A 22,013-nucleotide genomic window follows, 5' to 3' on the forward strand; every position below is an offset into this window, starting at 1 on the left:
GGACAGACCGAGGAAGGACAAACGGTTTGACCTACGAATTCATCGAGTATCCGGATCGCGAAATGCTGTCGATCGAACTGGCGCAGCGGCTGGCGGGCGACCTGCGCTCCGCTCTGCAGCACGAGGAGCGCGCGGCGCTTGTGGTGCCGGGCGGAACGTCGCCCGGGCCGATCTTCGACGATCTCTGCGCCGCCGACCTGGACTGGAGCCGGGTGGACGTTCTTTTGGGCGACGAACGCTGGGTGCCCGAAGACAGCCCGCGGTCCAACACCGCGCTGGTAAAGTCGCGTCTGCTGGTCGAGCGTGCGGCAAAGGCCCGTTTTCTGCCCCTGTACGCCCCCTTCGATGCGCCGGAAGACGCGCTTGAGGAACTGAGCAAACCCATCGCGGAGGTACTTCCCCTGGCCGTGGTGCTGCTGGGGATGGGCACCGACATGCACACGGCGTCGATCTTCCCTGAGGCCGACCGCCTCGAAGAGGCACTGAAGCCCGACGCGCCGATCCTGATGGCGATGCGCGCACCCGGCGCGCCGGAGCCGCGGATCACCCTGTCGGCGCACGTGCTGAACGGGGCCATGTCGAAACACGTCCTGATCTTCGGCGAGGAAAAGCGCGCGGTGCTTGAGGGCGCCCGCGGCAAGCCGGGAATCGAGGCGCCGATCAACGCGGTTCTCGACGAGGCCAAGGTGCATTGGGCGCTCTGACCCGCCACGCGCGGGGTTAGGGTTGAAAGAATTTCAAAGGCCGGACGCGGACGTGCGGCGATGAGCGGAGAAGCGGGAATGTTCGAGGCTGTAAAGGCGCAGGCAGCGCGCATCGGGGATCGCCGGATCGAGGATCTGTTCTCCGAAACGGGGCGGGCCGAACGGTTCAGCGTGACCGCCCTTGGGATGCTCTTCGACTATTCGAAGACGCAGATCGACGCGGAGGTCGAGGCGGCGCTGCTGGCGCTTGTCGACGCGGCCAAGGTCGCGGACCGGCGCGAGGCGATGCTCACCGGCGCGAAGATCAACGAGACGGAAGGGCGCGCGGTCTTGCACACCGCCCTCAGGAACCTCGACGGCGACCCGGTGTTGGTCGACGGCGAGGACGTGATGCCGGAGGTGCTGGAAACGCTCGGCCGGATGGAGGCTCTGGCCCGTGAACTGCGGGCCTCGGACGTGACCGACGTGGTGAACATCGGCATCGGCGGCTCCGACTTGGGTCCGGTGATGGCGACGCTGGCGCTGGCGCCCTACCATGACGGGCCGCGCTGCCACTTCGTGTCGAACGTCGACGGGGCGGACATCGCCGACACGCTGAAGGGGCTCGACCCGGCGACGACCGTGTTCATCGTCGCGTCGAAGACCTTCACCACCATCGAGACCATGACCAACGCGCAATCGGCCAAGGACTGGCTCGCAGGTCATGGCGTGTCGGACGAGGGAAAGTTCATCGCGCTGTCGTCGAACGCTGAGAAGGCCGGCGCCTTCGGCATTCCGGAGGAGCGGGTCTTCGGCTTCGCGGACTGGGTCGGCGGGCGCTATTCCATGTGGGGGCCGATCGGGCTGTCGGTGATGATCGCTGTCGGGCCGGAGGACTTCCGTGCCTTCCTGTCGGGCGCGCGCGCGATGGACATGCACTTCCGCGAGGCGGAATGGTCGGCGAACCTGCCGGTGATGCTGGCGCTGGTGGGGATCTGGCACAACCAGGGGCTGGGTCATGCCACGCGTGCGGTGCTGCCCTACGACAACCGGCTGATGCGCCTGCCGGCCTACCTCCAGCAGCTTGAGATGGAGAGCAACGGCAAGGGCGTCAGCATGGACGGCGCCGATCTGCCCTATGACAGCGGTCCGGTCGTGTGGGGCGAGCCGGGCACCAACGGCCAGCATGCCTTTTATCAGCTGATCCACCAGGGCACGCGGGTCATCCCCTGCGAGTTCATGGTCGCCGCGAAGGGACACGAGCCGGAGCTGGCGCATCACCACCAGTTGCTGGTGGCCAACTGCCTTGCGCAATCGGAGGCGCTGATGCGGGGCCGCAGCCTGGACGAGGCGCGCGGCAAGGTCGCGGGCAAGTTCGAGGGCGAGGAACTGGAACGGCAGGCGCGGCACCGCGTGTTCCCGGGCAACCGGCCCTCGACCACGCTGATGTACGAGACGCTGGACCCGGAGACACTGGGCAAGATCGTGGCACTGTACGAGCACCGGGTGTTCGTGGAGGGGGTGATCCTCGGGATCAACTCCTACGACCAGTGGGGCGTGGAGCTGGGCAAGGAACTGGCGACGGCGCTTGGCCCGCTGGTGAGCGGAGACGCGCCGATTGCCGGAAAGGACGGCTCGACCGAACAATTGCTGCGATTTGTGCATGCAAATCAGGGTTGAGAGCGGCGTGAAACATCGCTGAGAGCGGCGTGAAACGCAGGTGTGCGCGGAATGTTCCGCGCCGATGCGAAAATATTGGGCGGAACAGAAAGGGGGAGGTGGCGTTTTCTGGTCATCTGGATGGGATAAGGAGAATTCCTATGAAACGCTTTCTTTTGACGACCGCGGCCGCCGCCCTCATTCCTGCCTTCGCCATTGCGCAGCAGGACAGCGACAGCACCACGATCCTGCCGCAGGACCAGGCGCAGCAGACCGATCAGACGGATCAGGCGACGAACGAAGAGTCCGATGCCGACAGCCAGAACATGGTGGACTCGACCTCCGACGAATCCACCTCCGTCGAAGGTGAAGCGACCGCCGATGCCGAAGCCGACACCGACGCGGCTGACGCCGATGCAGACGCAACCGCCTCTGCCGATGCAGCCGACCCGGCCGCCGAGGAAGAGGATGCGACGGACACCGCCGATGCAGCCGACCCGATGGCAGAGGTAGAGGACGCGACGGATACCGCCGACGCAGCCGACCCGATGGCAGAGGAAGAAGACGCGACCGACACGGCTGACGCAGCCGATCCGATGGCGGAAGAGTCCGACACCATGGAAGCCGCTGAAGGCACCGACTCGATGGCCGGTGACGCGGACATGTCCAGCGAGATGGCCTCGGGCGAAGAGGGTCTCGGCGTGACCGGCGACGTGTCGGCCAAGGCCATCATCGGCAACCGCGTCTACGTGATCGAAGGCGAATGGGACAAGACCGCGTCCTTCAACACCGTGGCCGAAGACTGGACCCGCGTGGGTTCCGTGCAGGACATCGTCATCAGCGATGACGGCGGCATCGCCGGTATCGTTGCAGAAGTCGGCGGTTTCCTCGGCATCGGCGACAAGTTCGTGCTGCTCGAGTCCGGCGAAGCCAAGCTCGTGCCGCTCGAAGGTGGTGGCTACGACGTCGTGACCTGGTACTCCAACGACCAGCTGACGGAGATGCAGGCGTACGAAACGACGCAGATGCAGTAACCGCCTTTCACAGGTCAAGGAACGGCCCGGGCATTGTCCCGGGTCGTTTCGATTCCGGAATGTGTCCGTGATCCATGAACCCGTATTCGCAGGCCGGGGCGGTCAGGGAATGTCGAAGTCCGGCGGCGCCAGTTCGAAGCCCTCGAAACGGAAGCCCGGCGATACCGTGCAGCCCACGAGCGCCCAGCCGGCCCCCGCCCGCGCGGCCTGCCAATGCCCTTCGGGAACGATCGCCTGAGGCGTTTCGCCGTTCAGCAGGTCCGGTCCCAGAAGGATGTCCTGGCGCGGTCCCTGTTTTGTGGCCGACACCGACAGGACCAGCGGCGTGCCCGCGTAGAAATGCCAGATCTCTGTCGCATCGACCGCGTGCCAATGGCTCTTCTCGTCGGGACCGAGCAGGAAGTAGATGCAGGTGCCGGCGGGCCGTGTCCCATCCTCCGCCGCGGCGATCCACGTCTGCCGGAAATGCCCGCCCTCGGGGTGTGGTGCGAGATCCAGTCGCGCGATGATGTCTTCGGCGGTGAGTTCCGTCATGGCGGCGCGCGCTCCTCTCAAAGGCTGTTAACCAAACCGCAGCAGGGTTGCCGCATCGAGTGGCTCTCATGAGGAGGCAAGAACGATGGCAACAGCACGGCATGTCCGGCAGATGGCCGAGCAAATCGTCGCGCGCGAGGGTGGTTATGTCAACGACCCGGACGATCCGGGCGGCGCGACGAAACACGGGGTAACGGTGCACACGATGCGCCGGCTGGGTCTCGATTTGACGCGGGACGGCACGGTCGATGCCGAAGACGTCAAGCGCATCACCCGGGCGCAGGCGGTGGAAATCTACCTCGACCACTATTTCCTGCGCCCGCGGATCGCGGAGCTGCCCGAGGCGCTGCAGGCGACGGTCTTTGACATGTATGTCAACGCCGGGGCCAACGCGGTGCGCATCCTGCAGCGGCTATTGGCGGAGATGGGCGAACGGGTGGGCGTCGACGGCGCCATTGGTCCGCAAACAATCGCCGCCTGCGCGCGCGCCTTTGCGAAGGCGCCGCACCACATGGCCGATGCCTACGGGATCGCCCGGCGGAACTACTACTTCCGCCTGGCGGACCAGCGGCCGGCGTCGCGAAAGTACGCGAGGACCCGCGCAGGCGGGAAGGGCGGCTGGATCCGCCGCGCGGAGGAGTTCATCTCGGCCCGTTATCACATGACGGATGCCGAGTTTCAGGCGCGGGTGGCGGCATGGGGATAGTGCAGGGCCTTCTGGCGACGCTGTTCGGCAGCGGCCGCAACGTGATCGCCGACACCGCCGAGGTCTTCCGGGTGAACGCGGAGAAGGACGCGGTGCGCGAGGCGGTCGCCCAGCAGGCCGCGCTCGGCCAGTTCGGGACGGAGTTCCGGGTTGCGGATCGCGGCTGGTTCGACCGCCTGATGGATGCGCTGAACCGCATCCCGCGCCCCGCCATGGCGCTTGGCACCATGGGGCTTTTCGTGGCGGCGATGGTCGATCCGGTGTGGTTCGCGGCGCGGATGGCCGGGATCGCACTGGTGCCGGAGCCGCTGTGGTGGCTTTTGGGGGCGATCGTCAGCTTCTATTTCGGCGCCCGCCATCAGGCGAAGGGACAGGAGTTCCAGCGCGAGATCGCGGTGACCATGGCCGCCGTGCCGCAGGTGGTGCAGACCGTGCGCGACGTGGAGGCCCTGAGGGGCGGGGCGCAGGTGAACGCCGGTGCCGAAGAGCCCGAAGCGTTCGAGACCCCCGGCGACAACGCCGCCTTGAACGATTGGCGACAGGCGTCCTGACGGCGCCCTTTGCCGTCCCAGCGGATAGAAACGTGACAGGCGTCGGCTGCGGTCCGGCGCCTGTTTCCGTGTTGGCGGGGCACCTGTTTGCGACGGCGGACAGGCGGAGGGTGATGGGCCCCCGCGACAAAGTGAACGCCCGATCCGCGCGATTTCATTTGGCCCGGCTTGGCCCGCCTCCTATAACCGGCGGTATGATTGCAGAGCTCGGACACTTCGCCCTCATCCTCGCCTTTCTCGTCAGCCTCGTGCAGGCGACCGTGCCGCTGATCGGGGCGCATCGAAGGTGGCCGGGATGGATGGCCGTGGCCGAACCCGCCGCGACCGCGCAGTTCCTGCTGGTGGCGGGGTCGTTCGCAGCGTTGACCTATTCCTTCGTGGTGTCCGACTTCTCGCTGCGGCTCGTGGTGCTGAACAGCCATTCGGCCAAGCCGCTGCTCTACAAGTTCTCCGGCGTCTGGGGCAACCACGAGGGCTCCATGCTGCTGTGGGTGCTGATCCTGGCGCTCTTCGGAGCGATGGCCGCGTGGTTCGGGGGCAACCTGCCGCCGACGCTCCGTGCGCGGGTGCTGGCCATCCAGTCGCTGATCGCCGCGGCCTTCTTCGCCTTCATCCTGTTTACCTCCAACCCCTTCCTGCGCATGGCGATACCGCCCTTGGACGGGCAGGACCTGAACCCGCTCCTGCAGGACCCCGGGCTCGCCTTCCATCCGCCGTTCCTCTACCTCGGCTACGTGGGTCTTTCGATCTGCTTCAGCTTCGCCGTCGCCGCCCTGATCGAGGGGCGCGTGGATGCCGCTTGGGGTCGCTGGGTGAGGCCGTGGACGCTGGCCGCATGGGTCTTCCTGACCATCGGCATCGCGCTGGGATCGTGGTGGGCCTATTACGAGCTGGGCTGGGGCGGATTCTGGTTCTGGGACCCGGTCGAGAACGCCTCCTTCATGCCCTGGCTCTTCGCGGCGGCGCTGCTGCATTCGGCCATCGTGGTCGAGAAGCGCGAGGCCCTGAAAAGCTGGACGGTGCTGCTGGCGATCCTGGCCTTCGGGTTCTCGCTGATCGGGACGTTCATCGTGCGGTCGGGGGTCCTGACCTCCGTGCACGCCTTTGCCAACGATCCCGAACGCGGGGTCTTCATCCTTGGCATCCTCGTGTTCTTTACCGGCGGGGCGCTGACGCTGTTCGCGGCGCGCGCATCGACCATGGACGCGAAGGGCATCTTCGGCGTCGTCAGCCGGGAATCCGCGCTGGTGGCGAACAATATTCTGCTGGCGGTGTCTTCCTTCGTGGTCTTCGTGGGCACGATGTGGCCGCTGGTCGCGGAGATGGCATTCGGCCGGAAGCTGTCGGTCGGCGCGCCGTTCTTCGAGATGGCCTTTACCCCGTTCATGATCGTGCTGGGGCTGATCCTGCCGGTGGGCTCGATGCTGGCATGGAAGCGCGGGTCGCTCAGCCGTGTCACGCGGCAACTGGTCCCGGCCTTCGTGCTTGCCGTGGCGCTGGCAGGGCTCGTCTGGTCGATGCAGACCGGACGCACCCTGCTTGGCCCGGTGGGGGTCTTCCTCGGCACATGGGTCATTGCCGGTGCTCTGACGGACCTCTGGAGCCGCACGGGGCAGAAGCGGGAAGTCAGCCGCCTTCTGCGTCTGCCGCGCGCCGACTGGGGCAAGACCGTAGCCCATGCGGGGCTTGGCATCACGATCCTCGGCGTCTCGGGCCTTCTGGCCTGGCAGCAGGAGGACATCCGTGTCGCACAGGTGGGCGAGCCCTTCGAGGTCGGCGCCTACACCCTCGAACTGGCGGACGTGCAGCGCGTGCAGGGGCCGAACTACATGTCCACGACGGGCGAGGTGATCCTGTCGCAGGACGGCACCGAGGTCGCGCGCCTCTTCCCCGAAAAGCGGACCTACCCGGTGCAGCAGATGCCCACCACCGAAGCGGCCATCGACTACCGTTTCCTGCGTGACGTCTACGTCGTGATCGGCGATCCGCAGGACAACGGCGGCTGGGTCATGCGGTCGTACATCAAGCCCCTGGCGAACTGGATCTGGGGCGGGTGCATCCTGATGGCCATCGGCGGCCTGCTGAGCCTGAGCGACCGGCGGTACCGCGTTGCGGCAGGCGCCCGCAAGACGGCGCGCATTCAGGGCGTTCCGGCAGAATGAGCGTGGTGTCTGGCATCAAGCTGCGGCTCACGGTCCCGCTGGGTCTGCTGGCCATGGTCTTCGCCCTTGTCGCCAGCGTGGCGCTTGCGGTGCAACCGGACGAGGTCCTGGACGATCCGGCGCTTGAGGCCCGCGCCCGTGAGATTTCGGCCGGTCTGCGGTGTCTCGTCTGCCAGAACGAAAGCATCGACGACAGCAACGCCTCGCTCGCGCGGGACCTGCGGCTGCTGGTGCGCGAACGGCTTGTGGCGGGCGATACCGATGCCGAAGCCGTGGACTTCATCGTCGACCGCTATGGCGAGTTCGTGCTGCTGAAGCCCACAACGGGCGGGTGGAACTGGCTGCTCTGGGCCGCCGGACCTCTGATGTTCCTGATCGCCATGGGGATGGGCGTGGCCTATATCCGGCGTCGGTCGCAGGCCCCCGAAACCGTTCAGGACGGGCTGTCTGACGACGAGCGACGGCGGCTGGAAGAACTGCTGGACAACTGACGTAACTGCGGCTGACGTGGAGTGCGGGCGTGCCACGCCCATGTCTGAGCCGTGTTTGCAGGCGCCCTTGGGTATCGGACTGTCCGGGTACTTCATCCGATCAAACCGGCCCCTGTTCGGTCGTCCTCATCGCCTTCAACGCTCAGGCCAAGCCGGGCGGCAAACACGCATGAAAATCCTGACTTCGGGACGTGGCGTTTCACTTTGCCAATCCCCACGCCCCGGTGTTTGATGCGCTCCGACAGAGGAGATGCCCGATGATATACGAAACGATCAATTACGCCGTTCAGGACGATATCGCGACGATCACGCTGAACCGGCCCGAGGTCATGAACGCGCTCAACACCCAGATGCGTGCCGAGATTGCCGACGCCTTCGGTGCGGGCGGTCGCGAGGCGCGTGTGGTCGTGATGACCGGCGAGGGGCGGGCGTTCTGCTCTGGCCAGGACCTCGGCGACCGGGAGACGGCAGCCAACCTCGATCTGGAACGGGTGCTGCGCGACGAATACGTGCCGATGCTGAAGTCGATCTACGACTGCCCGGTGCCGACGATCTGCGCGGTGAACGGCGCGGCGGCGGGGGCAGGGGCCAACCTCGCGCTGGCCGCCGACGTTGTGATCGCCACCGAGTCCGCCTTCTTCATGCAGGCCTTCACCAAGATCGGATTGATTCCGGATGCGGGGGGGACGTGGTTCCTGCCGCGCCAGATCGGTCTGGCCAAGGCCATGGGCGCCGCGCTGTTCGCCGAGAAGGTGACCGCCACGCAGGCCGACCAATGGGGCATGATCTGGGAGGCCGTGCCGGACGACGCGTTCCGCGACCACGTGGCCCAACGTGCCGCAGCGCTCGCCAAGGGGCCGACGGCGGCCTATGCGCGGGTCAAGCAGGCGCTCTATGCCGCCACGGACAACACGCTGGAAGAGCAGCTTGCGGTCGAGTCGCGCCTGCAGGGGGAATGCGGCAAGACGCGGGACTTCAAGGAAGGTGTCGTGGCCTTCATGGAGAAGCGGCCCGCGGTCTACGAAGGGCGCTGATCCGGGCGGCCTGACGGCACGCTGACGACTGCAAAGCAAAACCCCCGGAGCGCAGGCTCCGGGGGTTTCTTGTTGATCTGACCGATGTCAGCGGTTCTCGATATCGACGTAGTCGCGTGCGGTTTCGCCGAGGTAGAGCTGACGCGGACGGCCGATCTTGTTCTGCGGATCGGCCAGCATTTCCTTCCACTGGGACACCCAGCCGACGGTGCGCGACAGCGCGAAGATCGGGGTGAACATGGAGGTCGGGAAGCCCATCGCCTCGAGAATGATGCCCGAATAGAAGTCGACGTTGGGGAACAGCTTCTTCTCGGCGAAGTAGGGGTCGGCCAGCGCCTGCTGTTCGAGCTCCTTCGCGGTGGCGAGGATCGGGTTGTTCTCCACGCCCAGCAGGTCCAGCACCTCGTCGGCGGACTGCTTCATCACCGTCGCGCGCGGGTCGAAGTTCTTGTAGACGCGGTGGCCGAAGCCCATCAGGCGGAACGGGTCGCTCTTGTCCTTGGCGCGGGCGATGTATTCCGGGATCTTCTCCGGGCTGCCGATTTCCTTGAGCATCTCGAGGCAGGCCTGGTTGGCGCCACCGTGGGCCGGACCCCAGAGGCAGGCCACACCGGCGGCGATGCAGGCGAAGGGGTTGGCCCCGGACGAGGACGCCAGGCGCACCGTGGAGGTGGAGGCGTTCTGTTCGTGGTCGGCGTGCAGCGTGAAGATCCGGTCCATCGCGCGCGACAGGATCGGGTCGACGTCATAGCGTTCCGCCGGGACGGAGAAACACATGTGCAGGAAGTTCGCCGCGTAATCGAGGTCGTTGCGCGGGTACACGAAGGGCTGGCCGATCGAGTACTTGTAGGCCCAAGCCGCGATGGTCGGCATCTTGGCGATCAGGCGGTGCGAGGCGATCTCGCGCTCCCGCTCGTCGTTGATGTCGGTCGAGTCGTGGTAGAAGGCCGCCATGGCACCGACCACGCCCACCATGACCGCCATCGGGTGCGCGTCACGGCGGAAGCCGCGGAAGAAGTACTGCATCTGCTCGTGCAGCATCGTGTGGCGGGTGATGGTGCTTTCGAAATGCTCCAGCTCCTCGGCCTTCGGCAGGTAGCCGTAGAGCAGCAGGAAGCAGACTTCGAGGTAGTGCGACTTGCTGGCGAGCTGGTCGATGGGATAGCCGCGGTGCAGCAATTCGCCCTTCTCACCGTCGATGAAGGTGATGGTGGAATCGCAGGAAGCGGTGGAAGTGAAACCCGGATCGTAGGTGAACACACCGGCCTGACCGTAGAGCTTGCGGATGTCGATGACATCGGGGCCGGCGGTCGGGGAGTGGACGGGCAACTCGTAGCTCTTGCCCTCCAGGGTCAGAGTCGCAGTCTTCTGGGCGTCAGCCATGCTTGTCATCCTTGCCTTAAATGGTGGAGCCGGGCCGCATCGGACGGCCCGACCGGGTAGGTCTCACATGGCCGAGGTGCGCGTTACGCGCCCCCGTCGGCCGCCTGGTCCTGAAGACGGGCGAGGCTCTCCTCCTGTCCCAGGACCAGCATCATGTCGAAGACCGAAGGAGTCACGGACCGGCCCGCCAAGGCCGCGCGAAGCGGCGCTGCAAGCTTGCCGAACTTGGTCCCTTGTTCTTCGCAGAAGCGGTTCATCTCCGCCTCCAATTCATCTCGCGTCCAGCTAGCATTTTGCAAGTGCGGCGTCAACTTGCCCAGTATACCACGGGATACCGTGTCGAGCGCCTTCTCTGCCTTCTCGTCCGGCGAAATGGGCCGGGATGCAAGGATAAATTCCGCTTTTTCAAGAAGTTCCGGGAAGGACTTTGCGCGCTCTTTCAGGCTGTACATGCCGCGCAGCAGGCCGTCGTGCTGTTCCGTGGACAGCGGTTCACGCCCGGTTGCGTCGAGGAAAGCCTCGATTTCTTGCAGCAACGCGGCATCCTCCGCGACGGCGATATGCTGACCGCACAGGTTTTCGAGTTTCTTGAAGTCGAAACGTGCAGGCGACTTGCCGATTCCATTCAGATCGAACCATTCTTTTGCCTGATCGTCGGTAAAGAATTCGTCGTCGCCGTGGCTCCAACCGAGCCGGGCGAGGTAATTGCGCATACCTGCGGCCGGGTAGCCCATCTTCTGGTATTCGTCCGCGCCAAGCGCGCCGTGCCGCTTCGAGAGCTTCTTGCCGTCCGGTCCGTGGATCAGCGGGATGTGCGCATAGACGGGCAGGTCCCATCCCATCGCGGTGTAGATGCCCATCTGGCGCGCGGCGTTGTTGAGGTGGTCGTCGCCGCGGATCACGTGGGTCACGCCCATGTCGTGATCGTCGACCACTACCGCCAGCATGTAGACCGGCGTGCCGTCGGACCGCAGCAGCACCATGTCGTCGAGCTGGTCGTTGCGGATCTTCACCGTGCCCTGCACCTCGTCGCGGATCACGGTCTCACCCTCCTGCGGGGTCTTCAGGCGGACGACATAGGGGAGATCCGGGTGCGTGGCGGGATCGGCGTCGCGCCACGGGCTCTGGAACAGGGTGGAGCGTCCTTCGGCGCGGGCGGCCTCGCGGAAGGCCTCGATCTCTTCCTGCGTGGAGAAGCACTTGTAGGCCGCGCCTTTCGCCAGCAGCTCATGCGCGACCTCGGCGTGGCGGTCGGCGCGCTCGAACTGGCTGATGAGCTCGCCGTCGTGGTCGAGGCCGAGCCAGGCCAGCCCCTTCAGGATTGCCTCCGTCGCCTCGGGGGTGGAGCGGGCGCGGTCCGTGTCCTCGATCCGCAGCAGGAACAAACCGTCCCGCCCACGCGCGTAGAGCCAGTTGAACAGGGCCGTGCGCGCTCCACCGATGTGAAGGAAACCGGTGGGCGAAGGGGCAAAGCGGGTGACGACCCGGGACGGAGCGGCGGACATCTTGGTTAACCTTATCCTAAGGATGGCGGGAATAGAGTTTGCGCGTACCTAACCCGGCCCCCGGTGCCGGGGCAAGCAGGGGTCTGCCTGCCGATGACGTGGTTTTTCCGCCGGTTCGCCGAAGCGATGGGGGCGCAGCGCGGCTGCCTCTTTCCATGGGTGCCGGTCATGCTGGGCTGTGGGATCGGCCTCTACTTCCAGATCAAGTGGGAACCGCCGGTCCTCATGTTGTGGCTGGCGTTCCTGCCGGGCGGGCTGATCGTGCTGCACGCAAGGGGCGAGGTGGCCGGCCCGCTGCTGGCGGCCTTTGGGCTGATCTGTGTGGGATTCGGCCTCGCCTGGCTGCGCGCCCATGCTGTTGCCGGCCCGGTAATCGACTTCCGTTACTACGGCGCCATCCAAGGCCGCGTGGTGGAGATCGACCGCTCCGCCTCCGACGCCATGCGCCTGACGCTGGACCAGGTGGTGCTGGAGCGGATGGACCCCGGTGACGTGCCGCGCCATGTCCGGGTGTCCCTGCATGGCGACCTGCAACCGCTGGATCCGCTGCCCGGCATGACGGTGATCCTGACCGGTCATCTCGGTGCGCCCGGCGGCGCGGTGGAGCCCGGTGGCTTCGATTTCCGCCGCCATGCCTGGTTTCAGCAGATCGGAGCCGTGGGTTACACGCGCACGCCGGTCCTGATGCTGGAACCGCCACCCGAAGGGCTGCACTCCGGCCTGCCCATCACCCGGGCGCGCATGGCGCTGTCGGCGCATGTGCAATCCGTTCTGGAGGGGGAGACCGGCGCCTTTGCCGCCGCGATCATGACCGGGGATCGTGCGGGCATGGGAAAGGAGACGCTGCAGGACCTGCGGGACACCAACCTCGCACATCTGCTGGCTATTTCCGGGCTGCACATGGGGCTGCTGGCGGGCTTCGTCTTTGGCACACTGCGCCTCGTGCTGTTGCTGGTGCCCCGCGCGCGCCACCACTGGCCCGTCAAGAAGATCGCTGCTGTCGGTGCGCTTGTGGCTGCGGCGGCCTACCTCGCGCTCTCGGGCGGCAATGTCGCGACCGAGCGCGCCTTCATCATGGTGGCCGCCGCACTGACCGCGCTGCTGCTGGACCGGCGGGCATTATCGCTGCGCTCCGTCGCCATCGCGGCGCTGGTGGTGCTGATCCTGCAGCCCGAGGCGTTGCTGGGGCCGGGTTTCCAGATGTCCTTTGCCGCGACGACGGCGCTGGTTGCGGTCTTCGAACGGCTGAGCGCGGCGCGCGCGGGCAGGAAATGGCCCGGCTGGCTGGGCCCGGTGCTGTCCGTCATCGTCTCGTCCGCCGTCGCGGGCGCGGCGACGGCACCGGTCGGCATGGCGCATTTCAACCAGGCGTCGGTCTACGGACTGCTGGCGAACCTCGTGTCGGTGCCGGTGATGGGCGTGGCCGTCGTGCCACTGGGCGTGGTCGCGGGGCTGCTGATGCCGTTCGGTCTGGACTGGTTGGCGTTGCATGTCATGGCGCTTGGGCTGGACTGGATCCTCGGGGTCGCGCGTGTCGTCGCGGACTGGCCCGGATCGGTGCGCCCTGTCGTGGCGCCCGGCCCGGCGGTTCTGCCGATGATCGCGGCGGGCGGGCTGTTCCTCTGCCTGTGGCGGGGGCGGGCGCGGCTCGCCGGGCTGATCCCCATGGCGGTGGCCGTCGCGCTCTGGTCCCAAACCCAGAGGCCGGATGTGCTGATCGCCGACAACGGCACGCTGGTCGGTGTCATGACGGTTGAGGGCCGGGGCCTGTCGCGCGATCAGGGGGCGGGCTTCATCGCTGACAACTGGCTAGAGAACGACGGACGCGGTGGCACGCAGGCGGATGCGGCGCAGCGGTGGCCGGGTGCGGTCGCCAATAGGCTGGCAGAAGCGGCGAGCGATGTCGGCCCGATGATCCACGTTCAGGGCAAACGCGCGGCCGAATTGCTGACCGGCTGCGAGGCCGGCCAGATTGTCGTCAGCAGCGTCGAGATCGCCATCACCGGCGAATGCCGCGTCTTCGATCCTGTCATGCTCGGTGTTACCGGGTCCGTCGCGCTTTGGAGCACGTCGGACGGATTGCGGGTGGAGACGGCGAGGGAGCGCGCCGGGCAACGCCTGTGGCTTGGCGCCAGCCCTGCGCGGCCCAGGCTGGCGCTTTTCCGTTTCCCGTCAGCTCAGTAGGTTCGGATCAGTCCGACCAGACGGCCTTGCACGCTGACCGCTCCCCGGGGCAGCACGCGCGGCTCATACGCCGGATTGGCCGCTTCGAGAACGATCATATCACCCTTCCGGCGGAAGCGTTTCAGCGTCGCCTCGTAGCCTTCGATCTGGGCAACGACGATGTCGCCATCCGCCGCATCGCCGGTTTCTCGGATCACAACCACGTCGCCGTCGTTGATGCCCGCGTCGATCATCGAGTCGCCACGCACCTCAAGCGCGTAGTGGCGGCCCTGACCCTGCAGCATCATGCCCGGCACGGCGATGCCCGGCGGTTCATCGTTGATCGACTCGATGGGCACACCGGCCGCGATGCGGCCCATGATCGGCAGTTCGGTCACGTCCAGCGTGTTGACCTCGGACGCGCGGCCCGGCGTGCTGTCGGGGCGGTCGCCCTCGATCACGCGCGGAGAGAAGCCCGCCGGCGCACCACCGAGGCTCTCGGGCAGCTTGACGATCTCGATGGCGCGCGCACGGTGGGCAAGGCGGCGGATGAAGCCGCGCTCTTCCAGTGCGGTGATCAGCCGGTGGATGCCGGACTTGGACCGCAGGTCGAGCGCATCCTTCATCTCGTCGAAGCTGGGCGGCACGCCGTCACGCGTCATCCGCTTGTTGATGAAATCCAGCAGGTCCAGTTGTTTCTTGGTCAACATGCTCGCGCCCCCATACCCGGTCTGTTGCGTCGCAAGCCAACGTTTGCAGGCTGCGTTAACTTTTGTTCTACGCATGTTCCCGTTTTGTGTCAACGGTTTTGGGGCCGGAGGGACCTGCTGTCAGGTAAGCGGAAGGTAATCCACACGCTCCCCCACCTCGCGGGCGGGGTCATCCACGGGGCGCACCAGCAGGGCATTGGCACCGCTCAGAACGCTCAGCAGGCTGGAGTCCTGACGTGTCTCCGCCCGCAACCCGTCTTCGTCCAGAACGGCCCGCATGTAGTGCTCGCGACCGCCATTCGCGGGCAGCGGTTCGGCTAGCGGAGCAGAGCGGCGGGGGGCCGCCTGCGCGGGAAGGCCCAGCATGGCACGGATCACCGGCAGCACGAAGACCTGTCCGCAAACCATTGCCGAGACCGGATTGCCGGGCAGACCGATCATCATCGTCTCGCCAAGCCGGCCGGACATCAGCGGTTTGCCGGGCCGCATCGCCACCTTGTGGAAGGCGCGCTCCATCCCCAGCTCCTCGGCCACCGGGGCGACAAGGTCGTGGTCGCCGACGGACGCGCCGCCGATGGTGATGACCAGATCGGCGTCGTCGATCAGCGAGAAGGCGTGCCGGAGAGAGGCCCTGTCGTCCCGCGCGATGGGCAGGATGCGAGGCGCGGCCCCGTGAGCGCTCAGCAAGGCATGCAGGCCGAAGGTGTTCGACACGATGATCTGGTCTGGTCCCGGCGTCTCGCCCGGCATCACCAGCTCATCCCCGGTGGAGATCAGGGCAACCTGCGGTTTTCGCGCGACGGGCACCCGGTCGACATTCATGGAGGCAAGGAGTGCGATGTCGAACGGACTAAGGGTCTTCGGTGCATCGAAACGGGTGTTTTCCGCAAAGTCGGTGCCCGCAGGCCGGATATTGGTGCCTTCGTTCAGCCGGTCGCCAAGCGTGATGCGGTCACCGTCGCGCGTCACGTCCTCCTGGATCACAACTCGGGTCGCACCGTCCGGGACGGGGGCGCCGGTGAAGATGCGCACGGCCTGGCCCGCCGCCACTGTGCCGTCGAAACGGTGTCCCGCAGCGCTTTCGCCGATCACGTTCAATGTCATGCCGGGCGCAGCGTCGGTCACCGCATAGCCGTCCATGGCCGAGGATGGAAAGGGCGGCTGACTGCGTCTTGCGGAAACCGCGCGGGCCAGCGTCCGGCCCGATGCGGACACCAACGGGACCTCTTCGATCTCCATCGGCCGCACGAGCGAGAAGAGCTGCGCGAGGGCTTCCGCTACCGAGATCATGTCGCTTCGTAACGCCCTGATTTCCCGCCATCTTTCAGGACGACACGGATGCCGCCGATCTGCATCGCCTTGTCCACGGCTTTCACCATGTCGTAGACGGTCAACGCTGCGGTCGAGACTGCGGTGAGCGCCTCCATCTCAACCCCGGTCTGCCCGGTGGTCTTGACCGTCGCGGTGATGCGCAGACCGGGCAGGTCGGCATCGGGTTCCAGATCGACGGACACCTTTGTCACGGGCAGGGGATGACACAGCGGGATCAGCTCTGGCGTCTTCTTCGCGCCCATGATCCCGGCCAGTCGTGCAACACCGATCACGTCGCCCTTCTTGGCGTTGCCTTCGGTGATGAGAGCGAATGTCTCCGGCGCCATGCGGACCCAGCCTTCGGCTGTGGCGACGCGGGCGGTCACCGCCTTGTCGGAGACATCCACCATGTGGGCTGCGCCGCGGTCGTCGAAATGCGTCAGGTCGCTCATGGTCACTCTCAGGCCGGGACGGGGTTTTTCAGCAAGGTTTCGGTCGCTTCCTGCACGTTTTCCTGTCGCATGAGGCTTTCTCCGATCAGGAAGGCGCGGGCGCCATAGCCGGCCATGTCCGCCAGATCGGCGGGCGTGTTGAGCCCGGATTCGGAGATCAGGAAGCGGCCTTCGGGGACGCGCTTCGACAGGGTTCGCGTGGTGTCCAGCGTCGTCTCGAAAGTCTTGAGGTTGCGATTGTTCACCCCGATCAGCGGCGATTTCAGGGCCAGCGCGCGGTCGAGTTCGTCACCGTCGTGAACTTCGATCAGGGCATCCATGCCCCAGGCGTTCGCGGCATCCTCGAGCTCGGCGGCCTGCGCGTCAGATACGGAGGCCATGATGATCAGGATGCAGTCCGCGCCAAGCGCGCGCGCCTCGGCCACCTGGTAGGTGTCGTACATGAAATCCTTGCGCAAGGCGGGCAGGGTGGTGGCCGCGCGGGCGTCGACAAGAAATTCCTTCGCGCCCTGGAAGGACGGCGTGTCAGTCAGCACGGACAGGCAGGTGGCGCCCCCGGCTTCATAAGCCTGGGCCAGGCGCGCCGGGTCGAAGTCGGCGCGGATCAAACCCTTGGAGGGGCTGGCTTTCTTCACCTCTGCGATCAGGCCGTAGCCGGTTTTGGCGGCCAGGTACAACGCCTTGGCAAAGGGTCGGACGGGCGACGCGTCGCGTGCTTCGGCCTCCACCTCGGACAGCGGTTTGGCGCGCTTGTCGGCGGCGACCTCTTCCAGCTTGTAGGCCTTGATCTTGTCGAGGATCGTCTGGGTCATGGCGCCTCTCCGGTCCAGTTGATAGGTGCGGCGCCTTGCGTCTTAAGCCAGTCGTTGATGCGGGAAAAGGGCCGCGAGCCGAAAAAGCCGCGACGGGCGGACAGGGGCGAGGGGTGTGCGGTCTGCAGAACGAGATGCCCTTCGCCTCGAATGTCGCGGGCGAACCCCTGCGCGTGTTTGCCCCAGAGCAGGAAGGCGCGCGGCCTGTCGGACAGGGTATGCAGCACTTGCCGCGTCAGTTCGGACCATCCGAGCCTTGCATGTCCGCCCGCCTGGCCGGCCGGCACGGTCAGCGCGGTGTTCAGCAAGAGCACGCCTTGGTCCGCCCAGAACCGCAGATCGCCGTTGGCCGGACAGGACCCGAGATCGTCGGTCATTTCCTTGTAGATGTTGTTCAACGACCTCGGCAGGGCGACATCCGGCGCGACCGAAAACGCGAACCCATGGGCGTGACCCGGCGTGGGGTAGGGATCCTGTCCCAGGATCACCACCTTCACCTCGTCGGGCGCACAGGCCTCCAGCGCCGCGAAGCGTTGGGCGTCGTGGGGCAGAATATCGGACTTTCCGGCAAGATCCGCCGCGATACGAGGCAGATCTTGCACGAAAAACGGCAGATGGCTCCAGCTCTCGGGCGGGGTCATGCCGCCTGAGTGGCCGCCGTCAGAGCTGCGACCTTCGCTTTCGCCGCGCCTGAATCGATGCTTTCGGCCGCTTGGGCTACGCCTTCGCGCAGGTCGGCGGCCCGGCCGGCGATGGTCAGCGCAGCGGCGGCGTTCAGCAGGACCGCATCGCGGTAGGCCGAAGACACGCCGTCCAGCAGCGCCGCCATGGCCTTGGCGTTCTGTTCCGGGGTGCCGCCGATGATTGCTTCGAACGGATGCTCGGGCAGGCCTGCGTCTTCGGGGTGCAACTCCACTTCCCGGATGCTGCCGTCCTCTTCCAGAGAGGCCACCCACGACACGCCCGTGATGGTCAGTTCGTCGGTGCCGTCCGAACCGTGCACCAGCCATGCCCGCTCTGACCCGAGCTTACCGAGGACTTCTGCCATCGGGCGGATCAGGTCACGGGTGAAGGCCCCGGTCAGCTGCCGTTTCACGCCCGCAGGATTCGTAAGGGGCCCCAGGATGTTGAAGATTGTCCGCGTACCGAGCTCAGCCCGGACCGGGCCGACATGCGCCATGGCCGGATGGTGCATCGGCGCCATCATGAAGCAGATGCCGACGTCTTCCAGCGCCTTCTCGACACGGTCGGCGGGCAGCATCACGTTGATCCCGAGCTGGGACAGTGCGTCCGCCGCGCCGGATTTCGAGGACAGGTTGCGGTTGCCGTGCTTGGCCACGGTCACGCCGGCCCCGGCCACGACAAAGGCGGTCGCGGTCGAGATGTTGAGCGTGCCCTTGCCGTCGCCGCCGGTGCCCACGATGTCCATCGCCCCCTCCGGCGCGCGGACCTTGTTGCATTTCGCCCGCATCACCGCGGCGGCGGCGGCGTATTCGTCCACCGTCTCGCCCCGCGTGCGCATCGCCATCAGAAGCCCGCCGATCTGCGCCGGAGTGGCTTCACCGTTGAACAGGATGCTGAAGGCGCGCTCCGCCTCGTCGCGGGTCAGGGCACGGTCGGCGGAGGCCCCGATCAGCGGTCTGAGATCGTCGCTCATGCCGGCACCTTCAGGACGTCGAGGAAGTTTCGGAGCATGGCGTGACCGTGCTCCGACGCGATGCTTTCGGGGTGAAACTGCACGCCGTGGATCGGCAGGCTTTCATGCGCCAGCCCCATGATCGTGCCGTCGGACAGTTCTGCCGTCACCTTGAGGCACGACGGCAGGCTTTCCCGGTCGACCACAAGCGAATGGTAGCGGGTGGCCTGCAGCGGAGAGGGCAGTCCCGCGAAGACGCTTTCGCCCTTGTGATGGATCTCGCCCATCTTTCCGTGCACGATTTCGGTATGTCTCTGCACGATACCGCCGAAGACCTGTCCGATGGTCTGGTGTCCGAGGCACACGCCGAACAGCGGCGTGCCGGTTTCGGCGGCCGCCTCGGTCAGTGCGCAACAAATGCCGGATTGCGAGGGCGTGCCGGGGCCGGGGCTGAGGACGATGCCCGCGGGGTTCATCGCGATGGCCTGCTGCACGTCGATCGCGTCGTTTCGCCAGACCTGCACATCGGCGCCCAGTTCGCCGAGGTAGTGCACGAGGTTGTAGGTGAAACTGTCGTAATTGTCGATCAGGAGCAACATTTCGCGGCCTTTCTGGGGGTGGCGGGCGGCACTTCGGTCGCGGTATAAATGCGCAGGAGGGTCTTGCGGCGTCAAGGGCTTGAGGCCACGGTATGGGCATGGGGCAACGGGTGCCGCAGAATGCATCCGTGACACGACGCGTGAGCGGCAGGACCGCAGGTGAACGGGGCAGCGAGGGGAGTACGGGCGCATGGCACGGGGATTTCTGGCAGGAGCGGTGGCGGGCATCGTCGTCTCCGGCCTTGGAGCTGGGGTATTGTCGCTGGCCACGGGCGTCCCGGAGGATGTCCGGGCACGGGTCTTGCCGACGCCGTCGCCGTCCCAGACCATCGCGGCACCGGTGACGGATGCCGGGGACATGCCGTCGCCCGACGTTCCAGCCGAAGAAGATGTTGTCGCTGTCGTTCCGGCAGAGGAAAGCGCCCCCGAAGTGCCTGCCATCGTGCCTGAAGCGCCGGCTTCCGTGCTTGAAACGACCGACTCCGTTGACGAGGCGCCCGATGCCGCGCCCGCGCCGGATGTTGGCGAAAGCCCCGATGCGCCCCGGCCTCCTGTCGAGCCGGAACCGGACACCCAGGTCACGGTGACAGGGGAAGCGCCCGTCGCGCCCCCGGCTGCTGTCGCCACACCGCCGGAACCTGCGGCGGAGGACGAGCCGGAAGTTGCCGAAGACGCGCCGCCGCCGGTCGAAACCGACATGACCGAGGTCCCTGCGCCGGTCACGCTGGAACCGGAGGAGGCGCCGGAGCTGGCCTCCGAGGATCCGGAAGACGCATCCGACAGGCCCTCCATCGGGACGCCCGCGGGCTCCTTGGCTGATCGGGCACCTGCCGTGGCCGAAGGACGCCTGCCCACCATCGGGGCCGAGGCCGACGCGCCGCCGGTGACCGAAGAACCCGAAGCGCCAGAAACCGTTGACGATCCGCTTGGCGCGGACAGTCCGCTGATCAGGTTCGCGTCGCCTTTCACCCCTCAGGCCGATGTGCCGCGCATGGCCCTGATCCTGATTGACGACGGGTCCGGCCCGATGGGACCGAAGGAACTGGAAACCTTCCCCTTTCCGGTCAGCTTCGCGATCTCGCCCGCGCACCCCGATCCCACGGGCGCGGCCGAGGGATACCGGGAGCGCGGGTTCGAGGTGCTGGCGCTGGCGGACATGCCCGAAGGTGCCGTGGCGTCGGATGTCGAGGTGAGCCTGACCGGCCTCTTCGATACGATTCCCGAAGCCGTGGGCGTGCTGGAAGATCCGTCGGGGGGCCTGCAGGACAGCCGGGAAGTGTCGATGCAGGCGGCGGCCTTCCTCGGCTCGACGGGTCATGGGCTTGTCATGGTGCCGAAAGGTCTGAACACGGCGCAGAAGCTGGCGGCGAAGGAGGGCGTGCCCTCGGCGACGCTGTTCCGGGACCTCGATGGCGACGGGCAGGATCAGGGCCTGATCAGGCGGACGCTTGACCAGGCGGCGTTCCGGGCGCGGCAGGAAGGCGCGGTGGTCATGCTGGGGCGGCTCAGGGCGGACACGATCTCTGCGCTGCTGCTCTGGGGACTGCAGGACCGGGGCAACACCATTGAGCTGGTGCCGATCTCGACCGTGCTGAAAGAATCGCTGGCACCTGCCGAGTGACGCGCCATCGCGACGGCCTCAGGCGGCGGCCCACTGCTCCAGTGTCGCGGCCAGCTCTCCGTATCCGGTAAAGCGCCGTTCGAAGGCGAGGCCAAGCCGGTCGGCGCAGGCTTGTGCCCGTGCGGTCAGCGCGGGGTCGTCGGTCTGGGCGAGATAAACCAGCGTCTCGTAATGACCGAAGTACATCGGCAGAAGCTCCGGATGCCGGTCGAGGCCGAGCGGCTTCCAGACGAAGGCATCGAACTGCCGGGCGAGGAAGTCGGTCAGGTAGAAGGCGGTGATCTCGTCCCGCTGCGCGAAACGGTCGAGCCCGTCGAAGAAGGCGTAGCAGTGCGGCCCGGCCATCATCTCTACCCCGAGGTCGGCGCAGGCGGCCTGCAGATGCCCGCCCGTGCCGCAATCGGCGTAGACGACGGCGATACGGTCATAGCCCTTGCCATGACGGGCCACCGCGTCGCGCACCGCGTCGGTGATGCGGTCGGGGGCGTTGTGCAGGATGGCGGGCAGGCAGGTGAGGTCGATATGGTCCCACCCGTTCAGCCGTTTCAGCGCAAGGATCTCCCGGGCGAGCGCGCCGCAGGCAATCAGGAGGACACGCCCTTCGCCCGAAGGGAGCATCCCGTCGCTGGTCAGCGTCGAGTCGTCAGGAAGAGGTGCTGTCGTCATAAGGGACGGGCGCCATCGCCCAGCGGGCGATGAGGACGAGGACAAGAAGGATCGGTACGACGGGCAGGATGCCCCAGCTCGACAAGGCCCAAAGCGCAAGTACCGCCGCGCAGATCGCGGAACAGACAATCATGGCGAAGGATGTCACTGGCATTCCGATCTCCTCTCTCCCCCAATATGAGGCAAAGCTGGCAGGAGTAAAACAGTAATCTTGTCAACGCTTCGTGTGTTGGATCGGCAAAGTCGCACATTGCTCAACAATCGCGCTGTACGACGTTACGTCAACGAGCGCGGGTTGAGT

Annotated in this window: 22 protein-coding genes; 10 read left to right on the plus strand and 12 right to left on the minus strand. The window is 66.4% G+C overall.

Translation table 11 applies throughout. The features are described from left to right. Window positions 1-26 precede the first annotated feature (26 nt). The 3 genes from pgl (at window position 27) to ACU0DV_RS22525 (ending at window position 3,376) form a co-directional block, all read left to right on the plus strand. Window positions 27-704: a 6-phosphogluconolactonase gene (gene pgl, locus ACU0DV_RS22515; RefSeq protein ID WP_370311293.1), complete on the plus strand. Its 678-nt coding sequence runs from the start codon at window positions 27-29 to the stop codon at window positions 702-704. A gap of 78 nt (window positions 705-782) precedes the next feature. Next, window positions 783-2,363 carry a glucose-6-phosphate isomerase gene (gene pgi / locus ACU0DV_RS22520; protein ID WP_446242984.1) on the plus strand — a complete coding sequence of 527 codons (1,581 nt, stop codon included), beginning with the start codon at window positions 783-785 and terminating at the stop codon, window positions 2,361-2,363. Between the two features lie 140 nt (window positions 2,364-2,503). After that, the gene (locus ACU0DV_RS22525; protein ID WP_446242985.1) at window positions 2,504-3,376 is read left to right on the plus strand and encodes a PRC-barrel domain-containing protein; all 873 of its coding nucleotides are present in this window, start codon (window positions 2,504-2,506) and stop codon (window positions 3,374-3,376) included. A 102-nt stretch (window positions 3,377-3,478) separates the two neighbouring features. Here ACU0DV_RS22525 and ACU0DV_RS22530 read toward each other — a convergent pair whose 3' ends face one another. After that, the gene (locus ACU0DV_RS22530; protein ID WP_446242986.1) at window positions 3,479-3,910 is read right to left on the minus strand and encodes a cupin domain-containing protein; all 432 of its coding nucleotides are present in this window, start codon (window positions 3,908-3,910) and stop codon (window positions 3,479-3,481) included. A gap of 85 nt (window positions 3,911-3,995) precedes the next feature. On the opposite strand from ACU0DV_RS22530, the gene ACU0DV_RS22535 reads away from it, so the two are divergent. The 5 genes from ACU0DV_RS22535 (at window position 3,996) to ACU0DV_RS22555 (ending at window position 8,854) form a co-directional block, all read left to right on the plus strand. Beyond that, on the plus strand, window positions 3,996-4,616 hold the full coding sequence (locus ACU0DV_RS22535; protein ID WP_446242987.1) for a holin-associated N-acetylmuramidase: 621 nt from the start codon (window positions 3,996-3,998) through the stop codon (window positions 4,614-4,616). Beyond that, window positions 4,607-5,167: a holin family protein gene (locus ACU0DV_RS22540; RefSeq protein ID WP_446242988.1), complete on the plus strand. Its 561-nt coding sequence runs from the start codon at window positions 4,607-4,609 to the stop codon at window positions 5,165-5,167. The genes ACU0DV_RS22535 and ACU0DV_RS22540 overlap by 10 nt, the downstream gene beginning before the upstream one ends. A gap of 194 nt (window positions 5,168-5,361) precedes the next feature. After that, window positions 5,362-7,329, plus strand: coding sequence for a heme lyase CcmF/NrfE family subunit (locus tag ACU0DV_RS22545; protein WP_100930776.1), 1,968 nt, complete (start codon window positions 5,362-5,364; stop codon window positions 7,327-7,329). Window positions 7,330-7,367: 38 nt separating this feature from the next. Further along, complete coding sequence (locus tag ACU0DV_RS22550) at window positions 7,368-7,820, plus strand: cytochrome c-type biogenesis protein (RefSeq protein WP_446243060.1); 453 nt, start codon at window positions 7,368-7,370, stop codon at window positions 7,818-7,820. 257 nt (window positions 7,821-8,077) lie between these two features. Then, complete coding sequence (locus ACU0DV_RS22555) at window positions 8,078-8,854, plus strand: enoyl-CoA hydratase-related protein (RefSeq protein WP_446242989.1); 777 nt, start codon at window positions 8,078-8,080, stop codon at window positions 8,852-8,854. Between the two features lie 87 nt (window positions 8,855-8,941). On the opposite strand, the gene gltA is transcribed toward ACU0DV_RS22555, so the two are convergent. Both gltA and gltX read right to left on the minus strand, forming a co-directional pair. Beyond that, window positions 8,942-10,237: a citrate synthase gene (gene gltA, locus ACU0DV_RS22560; RefSeq protein ID WP_100930773.1), complete on the minus strand. Its 1,296-nt coding sequence runs from the start codon at window positions 10,235-10,237 to the stop codon at window positions 8,942-8,944. Between the two features lie 83 nt (window positions 10,238-10,320). Then, window positions 10,321-11,742: a glutamate--tRNA ligase gene (gene gltX / locus ACU0DV_RS22565; protein ID WP_446242990.1), complete on the minus strand. Its 1,422-nt coding sequence runs from the start codon at window positions 11,740-11,742 to the stop codon at window positions 10,321-10,323. Between the two features lie 93 nt (window positions 11,743-11,835). Between gltX and ACU0DV_RS22570 the strand changes: the two genes are divergently transcribed. Further along, complete coding sequence (locus ACU0DV_RS22570; protein ID WP_446242991.1) at window positions 11,836-13,926, plus strand: ComEC/Rec2 family competence protein; 2,091 nt, start codon at window positions 11,836-11,838, stop codon at window positions 13,924-13,926. Here the strand turns inward: ACU0DV_RS22570 and lexA are convergent. The 7 genes from lexA to ACU0DV_RS22605 all read right to left on the minus strand — a co-directional run bounded on the left by lexA (window position 13,920) and on the right by ACU0DV_RS22605 (window position 19,425). After that, entirely contained in the window at window positions 13,920-14,615 is a 696-nt protein-coding gene (gene lexA / locus ACU0DV_RS22575) for a transcriptional repressor LexA (RefSeq protein ID WP_446242992.1), read from the minus strand. The two genes, ACU0DV_RS22570 and lexA, sit on opposite strands and share 7 nt — an antisense overlap. 120 nt (window positions 14,616-14,735) lie before the next feature. Then, window positions 14,736-15,905: a molybdopterin molybdotransferase MoeA gene (locus ACU0DV_RS22580; protein ID WP_446242993.1), complete on the minus strand. Its 1,170-nt coding sequence runs from the start codon at window positions 15,903-15,905 to the stop codon at window positions 14,736-14,738. Beyond that, a complete protein-coding gene (gene moaC, locus ACU0DV_RS22585; protein ID WP_446242994.1) occupies window positions 15,902-16,378 on the minus strand; it encodes a cyclic pyranopterin monophosphate synthase MoaC in 477 nt (158 codons plus the stop codon). The genes ACU0DV_RS22580 and moaC overlap by 4 nt, the downstream gene beginning before the upstream one ends. A gap of 8 nt (window positions 16,379-16,386) precedes the next feature. Further along, complete coding sequence (trpC, locus tag ACU0DV_RS22590) at window positions 16,387-17,190, minus strand: indole-3-glycerol phosphate synthase TrpC (protein ID WP_446242995.1); 804 nt, start codon at window positions 17,188-17,190, stop codon at window positions 16,387-16,389. Continuing rightward, entirely contained in the window at window positions 17,187-17,831 is a 645-nt protein-coding gene (locus ACU0DV_RS22595; protein ID WP_446242996.1) for a uracil-DNA glycosylase, read from the minus strand. The genes trpC and ACU0DV_RS22595 overlap by 4 nt, the downstream gene beginning before the upstream one ends. Further along, window positions 17,828-18,847, minus strand: a complete 1,020-nt coding sequence (gene trpD, locus ACU0DV_RS22600; RefSeq protein ID WP_446242997.1) for an anthranilate phosphoribosyltransferase — start codon at window positions 18,845-18,847, stop codon at window positions 17,828-17,830. Before trpD ends, ACU0DV_RS22595 begins: the two co-directional genes overlap by 4 nt. Continuing rightward, on the minus strand, window positions 18,844-19,425 hold the full coding sequence (locus tag ACU0DV_RS22605) for an anthranilate synthase component II (protein ID WP_283983175.1): 582 nt from the start codon (window positions 19,423-19,425) through the stop codon (window positions 18,844-18,846). The genes trpD and ACU0DV_RS22605 overlap by 4 nt, the downstream gene beginning before the upstream one ends. A gap of 190 nt (window positions 19,426-19,615) precedes the next feature. Between ACU0DV_RS22605 and ACU0DV_RS22610 the strand changes: the two genes are divergently transcribed. Then, complete coding sequence (locus tag ACU0DV_RS22610) at window positions 19,616-21,046, plus strand: divergent polysaccharide deacetylase family protein (protein ID WP_446242998.1); 1,431 nt, start codon at window positions 19,616-19,618, stop codon at window positions 21,044-21,046. An 18-nt stretch (window positions 21,047-21,064) separates the two neighbouring features. Here the strand turns inward: ACU0DV_RS22610 and ACU0DV_RS22615 are convergent, their stop codons facing one another. Next, on the minus strand, window positions 21,065-21,712 hold the full coding sequence (locus tag ACU0DV_RS22615) for a DUF1638 domain-containing protein (RefSeq protein WP_446242999.1): 648 nt from the start codon (window positions 21,710-21,712) through the stop codon (window positions 21,065-21,067). Next, window positions 21,690-21,866: a hypothetical protein gene (locus ACU0DV_RS22620; RefSeq protein WP_198521788.1), complete on the minus strand. Its 177-nt coding sequence runs from the start codon at window positions 21,864-21,866 to the stop codon at window positions 21,690-21,692. Before ACU0DV_RS22620 ends, ACU0DV_RS22615 begins: the two co-directional genes overlap by 23 nt. Window positions 21,867-22,013 lie beyond the last annotated feature (147 nt).

Source organism: Sagittula sp., from assembly GCF_052825245.1.

Coding starts and splice junctions, on each gene's coding strand:
- pgi (WP_446242984.1), top strand. CDS start 783: ATGTTCGAGGCTGTAAAGGCGCAGGCAGCGCGCATCGGGGATCGCCGG.
- ACU0DV_RS22525 (WP_446242985.1), top strand. CDS start 2,504: ATGAAACGCTTTCTTTTGACGACCGCGGCCGCCGCCCTCATTCCTGCC.
- ACU0DV_RS22530 (WP_446242986.1), bottom strand. CDS start 3,910: ATGACGGAACTCACCGCCGAAGACATCATCGCGCGACTGGATCTCGCA.
- ACU0DV_RS22535 (WP_446242987.1), top strand. CDS start 3,996: ATGGCAACAGCACGGCATGTCCGGCAGATGGCCGAGCAAATCGTCGCG.
- ACU0DV_RS22540 (WP_446242988.1), top strand. CDS start 4,607: ATGGGGATAGTGCAGGGCCTTCTGGCGACGCTGTTCGGCAGCGGCCGC.
- ACU0DV_RS22545 (WP_100930776.1), top strand. CDS start 5,362: ATGATTGCAGAGCTCGGACACTTCGCCCTCATCCTCGCCTTTCTCGTC.
- ACU0DV_RS22555 (WP_446242989.1), top strand. CDS start 8,078: ATGATATACGAAACGATCAATTACGCCGTTCAGGACGATATCGCGACG.
- gltA (WP_100930773.1), bottom strand. CDS start 10,237: ATGGCTGACGCCCAGAAGACTGCGACTCTGACCCTGGAGGGCAAGAGC.
- gltX (WP_446242990.1), bottom strand. CDS start 11,742: ATGTCCGCCGCTCCGTCCCGGGTCGTCACCCGCTTTGCCCCTTCGCCC.
- ACU0DV_RS22570 (WP_446242991.1), top strand. CDS start 11,836: ATGACGTGGTTTTTCCGCCGGTTCGCCGAAGCGATGGGGGCGCAGCGC.
- lexA (WP_446242992.1), bottom strand. CDS start 14,615: ATGTTGACCAAGAAACAACTGGACCTGCTGGATTTCATCAACAAGCGG.
- ACU0DV_RS22580 (WP_446242993.1), bottom strand. CDS start 15,905: ATGATCTCGGTAGCGGAAGCCCTCGCGCAGCTCTTCTCGCTCGTGCGG.
- moaC (WP_446242994.1), bottom strand. CDS start 16,378: ATGAGCGACCTGACGCATTTCGACGACCGCGGCGCAGCCCACATGGTG.
- trpC (WP_446242995.1), bottom strand. CDS start 17,190: ATGACCCAGACGATCCTCGACAAGATCAAGGCCTACAAGCTGGAAGAG.
- ACU0DV_RS22595 (WP_446242996.1), bottom strand. CDS start 17,831: ATGACCCCGCCCGAGAGCTGGAGCCATCTGCCGTTTTTCGTGCAAGAT.
- trpD (WP_446242997.1), bottom strand. CDS start 18,847: ATGAGCGACGATCTCAGACCGCTGATCGGGGCCTCCGCCGACCGTGCC.
- ACU0DV_RS22605 (WP_283983175.1), bottom strand. CDS start 19,425: ATGTTGCTCCTGATCGACAATTACGACAGTTTCACCTACAACCTCGTG.
- ACU0DV_RS22610 (WP_446242998.1), top strand. CDS start 19,616: ATGGCACGGGGATTTCTGGCAGGAGCGGTGGCGGGCATCGTCGTCTCC.
- ACU0DV_RS22615 (WP_446242999.1), bottom strand. CDS start 21,712: ATGACGACAGCACCTCTTCCTGACGACTCGACGCTGACCAGCGACGGG.
- ACU0DV_RS22620 (WP_198521788.1), bottom strand. CDS start 21,866: ATGCCAGTGACATCCTTCGCCATGATTGTCTGTTCCGCGATCTGCGCG.